Genomic DNA, 13,484 nt, shown 5'->3' with positions numbered 1-13,484 from the left:
GGAGCCCGACCCGCAACAGCTCACGCCACCTTCGACGGCACACCACGACCCGCAACGCATGCAACCACCACCCCGCTGGCGACGACCCCTGACGACCCGCAGCGACGCGCGATGGCCCGCAGCGGCCCGTGACGACCCGCAGCGGCCCGTGACGGCCCGCAGCGGTTCGTGAACCAACCTCCACGCGCCAGTGCCTCACGGGCGCGAGGTCGTCGTTGTTGAGCGCGGTACCGCATGCCGTCGACGGCATCGATGCGTCGTTGGCTACGAGCACCGTGAACAACCCGCAGCCACAGCCTCGCGTGGCGACTTGACCTCAAGCTCGGGTGAGGTCCTAGCCTCCGGTATTGGAGGTACGGAATGAGCATGGAAGTTACCGCGTGGATGTCCCTGCACCACGCGATGAACGCGCAGGACGAGCGGCCGCTGTCCCGCGCCACCTTGAAGCGGATCGCGCAGTTCGCACGGCCACACCGCGCCTTGATCGTCAGGTTCCTGTTGTTGAGTGTGGTGACGGCGGTTCTCACTGTGGCGGCACCCGTTCTCGCCGGTCGGGTGGTCGACGCGATCGTCGACGGCGCCAACAGCAGCGTGGTGATCCGGTTGGCCGTACTGATCGCCGTGATCGCCCTCGCCGAGGCCGGGCTGGGTCTGGTGACGCGATTTCTCTCCGCCAGCATCGGTGAGGGGCTGATCGTCCAACTGCGGACGGCTGTCTTCGACCACGTTCAGCGCATGCCGGTGGCGTTCTTCACGAGGACCCGCACGGGTGCACTGGTCAGCCGCCTGAACAACGACGTGATCGGCGCGCAGCGGGCCTTCAGCGACACCCTGTCGAGTGTGGTCGGCAACGCCGTCACGCTGATACTGACGTTGGCCGTGATGCTGACCTTCTCGTGGCAGATCACGCTGCTGGCGCTCGTCCTGCTGCCCATTTTCGTCCTCCCGGCCCGCCGGATGGGATCGAAGCTCGCTCAGTTGCAGCGCGAAGCGGCCGAGCACAACGCGGCCATGAGCACCCGGATGACGGAGCGGTTCTCCGCACCCGGTGCCACGCTGGTCAAGCTGTACGGGCGGCCGGCCGAGGAGTCCGCCGAGTTCGCGGCGCGGGCCCGTCGGGTCCGGGACATCGGCATCCGCGCCGCGATGCTCCAGTGGGTCTTCATCACCGCGCTCACCGTCGTCGGCTCGCTGGCACTGGCCCTGGTGTACGGGCTGGGTGGTCTCTACGCCCTCCGGGGCAGCCTCGACGCCGGGACGGTGGTGGCCCTCGCGCTGCTCCTGTCGCGGCTCTACGCACCGTTGACCTCGCTGGCCAGTGCTCGGGTCGAGGTGATGAGCGCGCTGGTGAGCTTCGAGCGGGTGTTCGAGGTCCTCGACCTCAAGCCGCTGATCCTCGACAGGTCCGACGCCCGGCCCCTTCCGGAAGGGCCGGTCGCTGTCGAGTTCGACGGGGTCCGGTTCGGCTACCCCTCGGCGGACAAGGTGTCGCTCGCGTCCCTGGAGGACGTGGCGAAGCTCGATACCCGCGGTGGTGAGGAGGTGCTGCACGGGGTGTCGTTCCGCGCCGAAGCCGGGCAGATGGTGGCGCTCGTCGGCTCATCCGGGGCGGGCAAGTCGACGATCGCGCAGCTCGTGCCTCGCCTGTACGACGTCGAGGGCGGCGCGGTGAAGCTGGCCGACGTCGACGTACGTGAGCTGTCGGCCGAGTCGATCCGGACGGCGCTGGGTGTGGTGACCCAGGACGGGCACCTCTTCCACGAGAGCATTCGCGCCAACCTGGCGTTCGCCCAGCCGGATGCGACCGAGGACGAGATGTGGGACGTGCTCCGGCGGGCCCGTCTCGAGGACCTGATCCGCTCACTTCCCGATGGGTTGGACACCGTCGTCGGCGAGCGCGGATACCGCCTGTCGGGCGGGGAACGGCAACGGCTCACCATCGCGCGCCTGCTGCTGGCTCGTCCGCGCGTGGTCATCCTCGACGAGGCCACCGCGCATCTCGACTCCACCTCGGAGGCGGCGGTTCAGGACGCCCTCGCCGAGGCGCTGGCCGGCCGGACGAGCGTGGTCATCGCGCACCGACTCTCCACCATCCGGGCGGCCGACCAGATCCTCGTCGTGGAGGCGGGACGCATCGTGGAGCGCGGGCGACACAGTGACCTGCTCGCGGCTGGTGGCCGCTATCACGAGTTGTACCGCACCCAGTTCGCCCAGGACCAGCCGACGGTCCAGGAGCAACGCGTCGCCATCTGACGCACGCGGTGGTCGGTCAGCCCACGAGGGACGGTCCGACCACCGCGTCACAGCACGCCGCCGCTCATCCCCATGCGAGCACCCGGGGTGAGCGGCGAACGCGGTCAGTCGTTGTCGTCGTCGTCGTTGTCGTCAGCGTCTTTGTCGTCAGCGTCGTCGTCGTCAGCGTCGTCGTCGGCGTCGACCGGCTCCTGCTCGGCCTTGACCACCGAGCCGTTGTCCCGGTCGACGTCCACCTCGTGCTCGGTGTCGCCAGCGACGATCTCGACGCTCCACACCGGTCGGCCGTTCTCCTGCTCGGCCTCGACCTCGACGATCTGACCGCCACCGGCCTTGGCGAGCGCGATCTCACCGGCGCGCTTCTCGTCGACCGCGCTGCCCGCGGGCGCGCCGCCGGTCGAGGGCGTACCGGACGGCGTGCCGGACGACGGCGTACCCGATGGGGTGCCGGCCGACGGCGAACCGGTGACTACCGGCGCATCGGTGGCCGTCGGCGCGACGGTTGCCGCGGCGAGTGCCGTGCCGCCGGTCCGCGAGTCGTTCGCGGCGTTGACGCCGAGCGCGATCCCGGCCACCGCCAGCACCGCCGACCCGCCGACCGACGCCAGAAGCAGATTGGTGCCCTTCATCGTGGTGTCCACCTTTCCTCGGTTGTCGACTTCGAGGATCGGCCAGATCGGGATAGCACCGCGCTGTCCGGACACTAAGGGCGGGTTAAGGCGGTCGAGGGCCAGGTCAGCCGCGCCGGTTGAGTTCCGCTTCGAGGCGCTGGACGAGCGTCTTGCGGTCCTTGCTGGCGCGCTCGTTACGCAGCGCGGTCTTGAGCTGTCGCGTGTCGAGGCCACGGACCAGCTTGGCCGCCTCCGCGACCGACATCTCCGTCATCCGTCCGGCCGTGGTGGCGTCCCGACGCGCCCGTTTGGCCGGCCCGGTGTTGGCGACGTACTGCTTGCCGGATCGGGACGCTTCGCGCTTCTTCGTGTCGGTCGCGCGCTTCTGGTTCTCCGACATCTCCTCCCAGGCCTTCTTGGGCAGGTAGCGACTCGTCGTGGCGCCCTTGCGCGCACGGGTGTCGCCCTCCTTCGTCTGCCATTTCTCATTGCCCCAGCGCTGGAGAGACTTCTGCCGCTCGTCCTTTTCGCCCAGGAATCCGCCGCCGCGCTTCTTGTACTCCTGAGTGACCAGCTGCGACTTGCGCGCCGACCACTGCCCCGGCCGGCCGCCCTTGTCGGAAGCCTTGATCTCTTCCTTGATCTGCTCTCTGAGCTCGGGTTTCGTATACCGCGCCATGACTGGCAGCTACCCGGCACCGCAGCGGCTATGCGTCCCGCGGCGACGCCGGAGGCCCGAGCCGGAGCAGCACCTGTGCACCGCCGTGCGGGCCGGCCCGCAACTCCAGTCGACCGCCGGCGGCCTGCGCGGCACGACGGGCGATGTCCAGGCCGAGGCCTGTGGACCCGGCCGCGCTGGCGCCCCGCCGGATCGCCCCGGCGGGCATGCCCGGGCCCTCGTCGGCGACAGTGAGGACCACCTCGCCCGCCTCACCCGCCTCACGGGCCAACCGGACGGCGAACGGCGTCCCGTCGGGGGTGTGCGCGAAGACGTTGCCGAGCAGAGCGTCCACTGCCGCCGTCAGATTGTCGGCGGCCACACCGACGGGAAGAGGGCCCGGCGTCAGGTCGAGGGTGACGGCCCGGCCGGTGTCCTCGGCCAGCACCGACCAGAACGCGACCCGGTCGGCGACGATCGCCGCCGCGTCCGAGGAAGCCGGTTGCGCCGGTGCGTGCCGCCACCGGGCCTGCCGGATCAGCCCGGTGACCGCCCGTTCGAGCCCGTCGGCGGCGGCGGTGATCCGGGCGGCGTCGTCCGGGTCACGCAACGACTCCGCCTCCAGCCGCAACGCGGTCAGCGGCGTACGCAGCTGGTGGGACAGGTCGGCGACCTGTTCGCGCTCCTGCACCAGGAGCACCTGGATGCGGGTGGCGAGATGGTTGAGCGCGCCGGCCACCTCGCGCAGCTCGGGCGGGCCGGCCGGCGTGACCCGGGCGTCCAGTTCGGCGTTGGCCAGCCGGTGTGAGACGGCCGAGAGGTCGCTGATCGGCCGGACCAGGGTGCGCGCCAGCCGGTCGGCGACCAGCAGCCCGATCAGCACGAGGATCACGCCGAGCAGCGCCAGCACCAACCAGGCCCGGGTGACCCCGGCGGTCAGCTCGTGCTGCGGCACCGCGATCCGGATCACCCCGGTGCCGTCCGCCCGACCCTGAACGGCGATGACCACCTCCCGGCCGGCCGCCGACTCGCCGGTGAGGCTCTGTCCGCGCGCGGCGAGGGCCACCGCGGGCGTACGCGGTGTCTGGGCGCCGAGCACCGTGCCGTCGGGCAGGAAGACGCTCACCGGGCGACCGGAGTCCGCGGCGAGTTGTTCGACGGTGAGCCGGATGGTCGCCGCGTCGGCGGTGCCGACCACCGGCACCAGGCTCTGCGCGTCGGCGGTGGCCCGAACGGTGGCCCGGTCCTCGGCGACGGTGCGGACCAGCAGCGCCAACGGCACCAGGAACGCGATGAGGGTGAGGACGCTGACCGCGGCGACCAGCAGCGCGAGACGTGCCCTCACCGCTGCGCCGCCGGGGCTTCGAGTCGCACCCCGACACCCCGCACGGTGTGCAGGTAGCGGGGCTGTTGGGCGTTCTCCCCCAACTTGCGACGCAACCAGGACAGGTGCACGTCGACGGTCTTGTCGGCACCGCCGTACGGGATCTGCCACACCTCCGTGAGCAGCTCACGTTTGGTGACCACCTGACCCGGTCGGCCGGCGAGGTGGTGCAGCAGATCGAACTCACGGGGCGTCAGCTCGACCGCGACCCCGTCCAGTGTCACCTGCCGCGCCCGGGGGTCGACGCGGAGCCCGCCGACGACGAGCGCCGGGACCTGCCCGTCGGTGCCGGAGGGGCCCCGCCGCAGCACCGCCCGCACGCGGGCGTCGAGCTGCGCCGCGGTGAACGGTTTGACCACGTAGTCGTCGGCGCCCGCGTCGAGTACCCGGACGATCTCGGTCTCGTCGTCGCGCGCCGTGGCCACGATGACCGGCACCGAACTGACCGCGCGCAGCATCCGCAGCAGCTCGCGGCCGTCCAGGTCGGGCAGGCCCAGGTCGAGCACGACGAGGTCGGGTCGGTCCTCCAGCGCGTCGCGGAGCCCGGCCATCGCGGTCGAGGCCGCCGCCACCGCGTGGCCGCGTTCGCGCAGGGCCCGGATCAGCGGGGTACGGATCGTCAGGTCATCCTCGATGAGCAACAGGCGGGCCACAGCTGGCAGGCTAACCGCTGCGCCTGGCAGCGCGGCGCACGTTAACCACGCCTTAGCGTCCGGATGTGCAAACGACAAGGACCGATCGGGGATAGTCAGGGGATGGGCCGTCGTTCGATCCTCGTCGCCACCGGTTGGGTGGCCACCGCCGCCATCGCCACAGTGATCGGCCTGGGCGCGATCCGGTTGGTGGGCGAGAGCCTCACCGGGACCCCGGGCGGGGTGCGCAGCGAGGCCGAGATCGAGCGGGCCCTCGCGTCGCCGGAACCGGTGCCGACCGGCACCACGGGCACCGCCTCGGCCGGGCCGGGCACGACGGGCCCCGCACCGAGCGCCAGCTCCGGGGCCCGCCGGGGGTTCGCCACCGACGGCGGCACGGCGGTCGCCGAGTGCGGCGTTGGCGGCGTACGCCTCGTCTCCTGGGCGCCCGCGCAGGGTTACCGGGTCCGCGACGTGGACCGGGGCCCGGACGACGACGTCGAGGTCACGTTCCAGGGGGCGACCCGGGGGTACGAGTTGAAGGTGCGCTGCATCGGCTCGGAGCCGGTGGCCGTCGCCGATGACTAGGCGGGACGTACATGAGTGACTTTTCGCCTACCACCACCGAGGCGCACGAGGCCATGCTCGCGTGGGTGGTGCCCAGTGCGATCCGGTGGTACGCGGTCGAGGCGGGTCCGGTCTTCCGTGCCCACCCGTGCCGGAGAACAGATCCGACCAGATGATGCAGACCTAGGCGGTGAAGTTGGTGAAGCCGGGCACAACATTTCGCACCCGGCCTCGCTCGCACTAGTGCCGGCTCCGGGCGGTAAGTCGCTTCCGCAGCACTACCGCGATGGCGCTGATCGCGGCAACCCCCACCGCGCTGGCCGCCGCCTGGCCGATGGCGTCGATCCGCTGGCCGTAGGCCAGAGCGATCCAGAGCACGGCTCCGATGGAGATTACCGTGACGTTCTCGACCGTCGGTCCGCCGACCCACTCAGGTCACTCGGAACACCGGCCACCCGATCTCGGTGCGCCACGCGGCCGGATCGCTTGCGTCCCGAGGTCCGACGAGGTAGACCTCCCGCACAGGACCCGCCACCGACATGGCGTTCTTCACGACCCAGGTACCGAGCTCGCCGTAGGTGACCTCGATACCATCATGCTCGCCAACATGGGTGGCCACTGCCAGTTCCGCGGCGGGTAGGGTCGCGGCGTGCACCCGCCCGGTACGAGGTGGATCGGCCGTCGGCAGGTAGACCAACACGTGACCGCGGCCCTGCTCGAACAGGGAGTTGTCGTAGGTGCCACCCGGTGGACCGGTCACCGCGTCGCCAACGGCCACCTCCAACTCGGCCATTGCGCCCGCAAACCAGGCTTCGACCTCGCCCTCGTCGACCACGGCCGCCACCGCCGCGACCGTGCGGGCGGGCTCGGCGCGGAGCTCCACCTTGATCGTTGCGGGGTCGGGCCGGAGCAGGCGGCGCAGCGACGCGACCGCGGCTCGGGTGCGGTCTAGTTCGGCCTCCAGGCGTTGGAGGTGGTCGGCGATCAGGGTCGCGCGGACACCGGGGTCCGGGGATCGCAGGATCCGCTGCACGTCGCCCAGGGGGACGTCGAGTTCGCGGAGCCGGTTGATGACCTGGGCGGTCGGGATCTGCTCGATGGCGTAGTAGCGGTAGCCGGAGGTCTCGTCCACCACGGCGGGTTCCAGCAGGTCGCTCTCGTGGTACCGACGCAGGGTCCGGACGCTCAGGTGGGTCAGGCGCGAGAACTCCCCGATCGTCAGCACCTTCGCAGTATGAAGGCTCCCCCAGGGGGAGAGTCGAGCGCTTGACCTTCCTGCACCGCGAGGCCACACGGTGGGCTCATGACACACCACAACGACCTCCGGTCCGATCCACTCCCAACCACCGTCCGCGGTTTCCTCGCCGCTCACGTCGTTCGCGACGCCGACACAGCATCCTCGTTCTTCGCCGAGGACGCGGTGGCCGTCGATCAGGGCGAGTCCTTCCGCGGCCGAGAACAGATTTACGCGTTCCTGCGGGACGCCGGCTCCGAGTTCGAGTACACGACCGAGCAGATCGGCGCCGCCTGCATCGACGACAACCACTGGGTGGTGACCCTGCGGCTCGAGGGAACCTTCCCAGGCGGCGTCGCCGAACTCGACTACCGGTTCACGATCCGTGAGGACCTCGTCACTGAACTCGTCATCGCCAACCACGGGTCCTGATAACCCGCACCACGTCAGTCTTCGGAGGAGAGAGAATGCCTACTTCAGATCGCGATCGTCTCGATGGACGCCGTGCGTTGGTCACGGGCGGATCGAAGGGCTCAGGCAAGGCCGTCGTCGAGAGACTGCGGGAGATGGGCGCCGACGTCTACGTGACGGCCCGGACGATGCCCGAGGGGTACGAGCACCCCGACCGGTTCATCGAGGCCGACATCTCGACGGTCGAGGGCGCCAAGGCGGTGGCCGACCGAATTGCCGAGACCGGCGGCGCACTGGACATCCTGGTGCACGTCGTCGGAGGTGCCTCGACGCCGTCCGGTGGGTTCGCGGTCATCACCGACGAGCAGTGGATGATCGAGCTGAACTTGAACTTCCTCGGAGCGGTGCGGCTCGATCGAGCTCTCCTCCCGGCGATGATCGAGTCCGGGTCGGCGGTCGTGCTGCACTTCACCTCGATCCAGCGCGAACTTCCTCAGTACGACGCGTCCCTGGCCTACGCGGCAGCGAAAGCCGCGTTGCGCACCTACAGCAAGGGGCTCGCCAACGAGCTCGCCCCGCGCGGCGTCCGCGTCAACGCGATCAGCCCCGGCGGGATCGCGACGGATGCCTACGAGAGGTTCGTGGACCGAATCGCCGAGGGCAACGGGATCAGCCGCGAACAAGCCAAGCAGAGCATCTACGACTCCCTTGGAGGCGTACCCCTGGGGCGGTTTGCCAACACTGAGGAGATCGCCGACCTGGTCGGGTTCCTGGTCTCGGACCGCGCCTCGGCCATCGTGGGCGCCGAGTACGTGATCGATGGCGGAACAGTCCCGACCGTCTGAGCCCGCAAACGGGTTCGAGCAGCCACGTGCGAGTACTGCGAGCAGGCTTAACCTGACCGGCCTGGCACCGACCTCGGATGGCGCCGCCCTCGCGCAATGGCGCCGCAGCACCGTGACACCGGGCGGCGCCTCCGCGTCCGCCACGTTCGGGCACTGCCGGGGTGTCGGTGTATGACCTGCCGCTGCTACTCGGCGAAGAGGAGGGCTAGTTTGGCGAGCCAGGAGCGGCCACGCTTGCACGTCTTCCACCAACCACACCGCTCCCCCGGCCAGCCGATCGAACGGCTCAGGGAAGTCTGACCGACTGGTGATCTGCACGACGCGGGCGCGGGACACGCTCAAGGCGCACCGCAGGTGATCGAGCGGGAATTGCCCCGGTCAGTGCGGGTGCCGATGCTGGCCCGGCAAACCATCACGCAGCACCAGGCGCATGGATCGTGCCGGCGCTGCCGACCGGACGGCTGCACGGAACTGCGGTGGGCGAGGGACCGGTTGAAGACCCGCCACGCGCCGTGGCGGAACAAGCACAGGGTCGCACCGTGATCACTTGATGAGGAGTAGTTGCCAGACGGCCCTCGGAGCTACTGAACATCACGTGATCGAGGCGAGTCCGCCCCCACCGTCCAATCGACGGTGGGGGCGGACTCAGGTGGTGGTTCAGCTCGCGTACGCCTCCAGCTCCCAGAGCGAGTGGCCATATCCGGTGCCCCGGGCCGTGCCGTTGATCCGCAGGTAGCGGCCGTTGGCGCCGAGGGCTGTGTGCTCGTCCACCCCGCCGTCGGCCCCGGTCACCGTCTTCACTGTGGTCCAGGTGGTGCCGTCATTCGAGGTCTGGATCTGGTACGCGCTGCTGTACGCCGCCTCCCAGCTCAGCTTGACCCGGCCGATCGCGGTGGCGCTGCCCAGGTCCACTCGAATCCACTGCGGGTCGGAGAACGTGCTCGACCAGCGGGTGGTGAGGCTGCCGTCGACCGCCTGAGCGCCGGACACGTCGGCCCCCTCGTTGCTGGACGTCGACGTGGGCTTGTTCAGCAGCAGGTTGCCGCCGGTCGGGCTTCCGGTGCCGCCGTACACCTCGAACTCGAACAGCGAGTAGCCCCAGGCGGTCCCCCGGGCCGTGCCGAGCAACCGGATGTACCGGCCGGACCCGCTGAGCCCGGTCAGGTCTTCCACCCCGCCGTCGCCACCGGTCACCGTACGGATGGTGGTGAAGTTGACAGCGTCCGGTGAGGTCTGGATCTGGTATCCGCTGCCGTACGCCGCCTCCCAGGTCAGCTTGACCCGGTTGACGGCGTACGTGGCGCCGAGGTCCACGTCGATCCACTGTGGGTCACCGAACGCGCTGCCCCACCGGGTGCCGGCCACGCCGTCGAACGCGTTGGCCGCGGTGAACGCGCCCTCGAAGCTCGACGCGCGCGCCGGCTTGCCCCGGGCCAGGTTGGCGCCCGGCTCGGGATCCGGGTCCGGGTCCGGGTCAGGTCCGGGACCACCGGGGCTGGTGGAGAGGGTGAACTCGTCGATGTCGAAGTACGGGCCGGTGCCCTTGAAGACCAGGAACAGCGTCCGGGTGCCGGTCACGGCGGTGACCCCACCGGTGACAGTGGCGAAATTGGCGTACCCGCCGGTGGGCACCACGGTCGCCGAACCGACCAGCGGCCCGGTGGGCGAGTCGACCCGCAACTCCACAGTGCCGCCGCCACCGGCCGGGGCGCCGACCCGGGCACTGAACGACTGGACGCCGGTCAGGTTGTACGGGCGGAACGAGATCCAGTCGTTGTTGTCGACGTAGCCGACCGCCGCGCCACCGTGCCCGGCCGCCCCGGCGACGACCTGGACGCCGGACGAGTCACCGAAGTGCTCGGCCTGACGTACGCGCGGTTGCAGCACCGCCTGGGTGTGCGTGGTCAGCGCCGGCTGGCCGCCCCCACCCAGGTCGGTGTACTCGGCGTCGATGATGCCGAAGATGTTCGCCGCCGTGTCGTGCTCGCCGTCGGCCGAGGTCTGGATGACGCCGGTGCAGCCCTGCACGCTGCCGAGCTGGTGGCCGTGCGAGTCGTGGCCGAGGACGTAGTTCACAGTGACCCGGGCGCAGTTGATCGCACCGTCCTGGGCGTCGGTGACGGTGACCGAGAACGGCACCGCGTCCCCGAAGGTGAAGGTCTGCCCGTTCAACGGGGTGTTGACGGTGACCACCGGGGCGCTGTTCCCGACAGTGACGACCACGCTCGCCGTGGCCGTCTTGCCGGTGGTGTCCCGGACGGTCAGCGTCGGGCTGCGGGTCCCGTTGGTGGTGTACGTGAAGCTCGGGTTCGCAGCCGTCGAGTCGGTGGTGCCGTTGTTGTCGAAGTCCCAGGCGTAGGTGAACGGGTCGCCGTCCGGGTCGAGGGTGCCGGCCGAGGAGAAGGCCACTGTCAGCGGCGCGGTGCCACTGGTCGGGGTGGCGGACGCCTTGGCGATGGGTGCTCTGCCCTCACGGGCGTACTCGATGCGGTAGAGCGCCGAGTTGGCGTCGCCGTTGAACCAGCCGGTGCCGTAGTCGAGCACGTAGAGCGCGCCGTCGGGGCCGAACTCCATGTCCATGACCTGGGTGCCGGTCCACGGGAACGGGTTGATCTTCAGTGGTTGGCCGGACGCGTCGAGCTTGATGTTCTTGATCCAGCGGCGACCGAACTCACCGGCGAAGAAGGTCCCGTCGTAGTACTGGGGGAACGCCACGGGCGAGGCGTTGTTCGGGTCGTAGCGGTAGACCGGCCCGCCCATCGGCGACAGGCCACCGCCGGTGAACTCCGGCGGCGAGCCGGAGCCGCCGTACGGCAACCAGGCCGAGACGGCCGGCGGTAGCTGGGTGATGCCGGTGTTGTTCGGCGAGTTGTTCACCGGCCCGCCGGCGCAGTTGAACTTGGCGCCGGACGGCCCGGACGGGAAGGTGTAGTCGTTGTAGGCGTCGTTGCGGGCGGTGCAGTACGGCCAGCCGTAGAAGCCGGGCCGGTCGATGCGGGCGAACTCGACGTTGCCCGCCGGCCCCCGGTTCGGGTCGGCGGTGCCCGCGTCGGGGCCGTAGTCACCGAGGTAGACGATGCCGGTGGCCTTGTCCACGCTCATCCGGAACGGGTTGCGGAAGCCCATCGCGTAGACCTCCGGGCGGGTCCGCGCGGTGCCCGGGGCGAACATGTTGCCGGCCGGGATGGTGTAGCCGCCGGCCGCGCTCGGCTTGATCCGGAGGACCTTGCCGCGCAGGTCGTTGCTGTTCGCCGAGGTGCGCTGCGCGTCGAACGCCGGGTTGCGCCCGGCCCGCTCGTCGATCGGGGTGAAGCCGGCCGAGTCGAAGGGGTTGGTGTCGTCACCGGTGGACAGGTAGAGGTTGCCGGCCGCGTCGAAGTCCATGTCACCGCCGACGTGGCAGCACATGCCCCGGCTGGTCGGCACGTTGAGGATCAGCGTCTCGCTGGCCAGGTTGATGGTGTTGTCCGCGTTGACGGTGAACCGGGCCAGCCGGTTGACGCCCTCCCAGACGGCGAATTGGGCCGGTGTGCCCTCGGCGGGCGCACCGCCGCCGGGGGTGCTCAGTGGTGGGGCGAAGTAGGCGTACACCCAGCGGTTGGTGGCGAAGTTCGGGTCGGCCTTGATGCCCTGCAAACCCTCCTCGTCGCCGGTGTAGACCGGCAGGGTGGCGGCGATCTTGGTGTTGCCGGCGGCGTCGGTGTGCCGGATCACGCCGTTGCGGGAGGTGTGCAGCACGCCCCGGTCCGGCAGGACGGTGAGGCTCATCGGCTCACCGGTCTCGGCCGCGCCCTTGGCCAGCTCCACCTGCTGGAAGCTGCTGGTGACGGTGGGGCCACAGTCGGCGTCGACAGCGCCGGCGGCCGTCCGGATGCCGCCGAGCAGGTGCTGACGGAAGTTCGCCTCGGTGTACGACGCGTCGGTGTGCCCCAGGCCGGTGTACCAGGCTCGCCCGCCGGAGTAGTTCTGGCACCAGGAGATCGGGTGGTCGGCGCCCATGCTGCCACCGGTGTAGGTGCTCTCGTCCAGGGTGGCCAGCACGTGCGCGTTGCCGCGGGGGTTGGTGCGGTAGTTGTACAACTCGTCGAACCGGCTCCACCGCTGCGGCAGCGTCGCTGTGGACGGGTGCACCTGGTCGGCGACCTTCACCGTGACGTTCTGCTCGGCCGGGTGCGAGGCGAAGTACGCCCCGACCAGTCCCCCGTACCACTGCCAGTCGTACTCGGTGTCGGAGGCGGAGTGCACGCCCACGTACCCACCGCCGCCGGTGATGTAGCGCTCGAACGCGGCCTGCTGGGCGGCGTTGAGCACGTCGCCGGTGGTGGAGAGCCAGATCACCGCGGCGAACCGGTCCAGGTTGGCGTCGGTGAACTGGGCGGCGTCCTCGGTGGCCTCGACGGTGAAGCCGTTGGCCGCGCCGAGCTGCTGGATCGCGGCGATGCCCGGGGTGATGGATCCGTGCCGGAACCCGGCGGTCTTGCTGAAGACCAGCACGGTGAACGGTGCGGCGCTGGCCGTGGGTGGCGAGGCGACGATGCCGCTCGCCACGAGGATCGCGCTCAGCGCGAGGCCGAGCCACGATCTCAGGGATCTGCGCACAGTGGGGTCCTTTCGCGGTGCGAGGGACGGCGTGCGCCGATCACGCCAGGCGGTGGTGGGAAGGGACATGTAAATGCATCGTTGCGTTCGGATCACGGGCGCGTCAAGCACTCTCCCACCATCCGTGAGAGCGTTATCTCCGCAGGTCAGGGTGACCGTGTGGAGTGAGATCGAATAACGGTTTTCGGGTCGCGATCCACCCGCGAGTCCGCCGGGAGCGCTCGACCCTGGGGGGTCCGATTCACGCTTCGCCCTCGTCGGCGGTTAGGCAAGGCTCGCCTACGCAGAAC

At 70.1% G+C, this 13,484-nt stretch carries 11 protein-coding genes; 4 read left to right on the top strand and 7 right to left on the bottom strand.

Annotated features, from left to right (window positions below; genetic code table 11):
• Nucleotides 1-360: 360 nt before the first annotated feature.
• On the top strand, nucleotides 361-2,253 hold the full coding sequence (locus OG598_RS07335; RefSeq protein WP_328653672.1) for an ABC transporter ATP-binding protein: 1,893 nt from the start codon (nucleotides 361-363) through the stop codon (nucleotides 2,251-2,253).
• A gap of 104 nt (nucleotides 2,254-2,357) precedes the next feature.
• On the opposite strand, the gene OG598_RS07330 is transcribed toward OG598_RS07335, so the two are convergent.
• The 4 genes from OG598_RS07330 to OG598_RS07315 all read right to left on the bottom strand — a co-directional run bounded on the left by OG598_RS07330 (nucleotide 2,358) and on the right by OG598_RS07315 (nucleotide 5,559).
• Nucleotides 2,358-2,882, bottom strand: a complete 525-nt coding sequence (locus OG598_RS07330) for a PepSY domain-containing protein (protein ID WP_328653671.1) — start codon at nucleotides 2,880-2,882, stop codon at nucleotides 2,358-2,360.
• Between the two features lie 106 nt (nucleotides 2,883-2,988).
• Nucleotides 2,989-3,543 (bottom strand): DUF5872 domain-containing protein, encoded by a 555-nt coding sequence (locus OG598_RS07325; protein WP_210781415.1) that lies wholly within the window; start codon nucleotides 3,541-3,543, stop codon nucleotides 2,989-2,991.
• Between the two features lie 28 nt (nucleotides 3,544-3,571).
• Entirely contained in the window at nucleotides 3,572-4,867 is a 1,296-nt protein-coding gene (locus tag OG598_RS07320) for a sensor histidine kinase (protein WP_328653670.1), read from the bottom strand.
• The gene (locus tag OG598_RS07315) at nucleotides 4,864-5,559 is read right to left on the bottom strand and encodes a response regulator transcription factor (protein ID WP_328653669.1); all 696 of its coding nucleotides are present in this window, start codon (nucleotides 5,557-5,559) and stop codon (nucleotides 4,864-4,866) included. Before OG598_RS07315 ends, OG598_RS07320 begins: the two co-directional genes overlap by 4 nt.
• A 102-nt stretch (nucleotides 5,560-5,661) precedes the next feature.
• Between OG598_RS07315 and OG598_RS07310 the strand changes: the two genes are divergently transcribed.
• Nucleotides 5,662-6,126 carry a septum formation initiator gene (locus tag OG598_RS07310; protein WP_328653668.1) on the top strand — a complete coding sequence of 155 codons (465 nt, stop codon included), beginning with the start codon at nucleotides 5,662-5,664 and terminating at the stop codon, nucleotides 6,124-6,126.
• A 219-nt stretch (nucleotides 6,127-6,345) separates the two neighbouring features.
• Here OG598_RS07310 and OG598_RS07305 read toward each other — a convergent pair whose 3' ends face one another.
• Both OG598_RS07305 and OG598_RS07300 read right to left on the bottom strand, forming a co-directional pair.
• Nucleotides 6,346-6,483 carry a hypothetical protein gene (locus OG598_RS07305; RefSeq protein WP_328653667.1) on the bottom strand — a complete coding sequence of 46 codons (138 nt, stop codon included), beginning with the start codon at nucleotides 6,481-6,483 and terminating at the stop codon, nucleotides 6,346-6,348.
• A gap of 52 nt (nucleotides 6,484-6,535) precedes the next feature.
• Nucleotides 6,536-7,330 carry a MerR family transcriptional regulator gene (locus OG598_RS07300; RefSeq protein ID WP_328653666.1) on the bottom strand — a complete coding sequence of 265 codons (795 nt, stop codon included), beginning with the start codon at nucleotides 7,328-7,330 and terminating at the stop codon, nucleotides 6,536-6,538.
• 78 nt (nucleotides 7,331-7,408) lie between these two features.
• On the opposite strand from OG598_RS07300, the gene OG598_RS07295 reads away from it, so the two are divergent.
• Together OG598_RS07295 and OG598_RS07290 are read left to right on the top strand one after the other, a co-directional pair.
• On the top strand, nucleotides 7,409-7,771 hold the full coding sequence (locus OG598_RS07295; RefSeq protein WP_328653665.1) for a nuclear transport factor 2 family protein: 363 nt from the start codon (nucleotides 7,409-7,411) through the stop codon (nucleotides 7,769-7,771).
• Nucleotides 7,772-7,806: 35 nt separating this feature from the next.
• Nucleotides 7,807-8,595 (top strand): SDR family oxidoreductase, encoded by a 789-nt coding sequence (locus OG598_RS07290; protein WP_328653664.1) that lies wholly within the window; start codon nucleotides 7,807-7,809, stop codon nucleotides 8,593-8,595.
• Nucleotides 8,596-9,252: 657 nt separating this feature from the next.
• On the opposite strand, the gene OG598_RS07285 is transcribed toward OG598_RS07290, so the two are convergent.
• Nucleotides 9,253-13,194: a ThuA domain-containing protein gene (locus OG598_RS07285; RefSeq protein WP_328653663.1), complete on the bottom strand. Its 3,942-nt coding sequence runs from the start codon at nucleotides 13,192-13,194 to the stop codon at nucleotides 9,253-9,255.
• Nucleotides 13,195-13,484: the final 290 nt, after the last annotated feature.

This window comes from Micromonospora sp. NBC_00330 (assembly GCF_036136635.1).
Lineage (GTDB): Bacteria > Actinomycetota > Actinomycetes > Mycobacteriales > Micromonosporaceae > Micromonospora > Micromonospora salmantinae.
The sequence above is the reverse complement of the archived record's forward strand: the minus strand, read 5'-3'. Positions and strand labels throughout refer to the sequence as shown.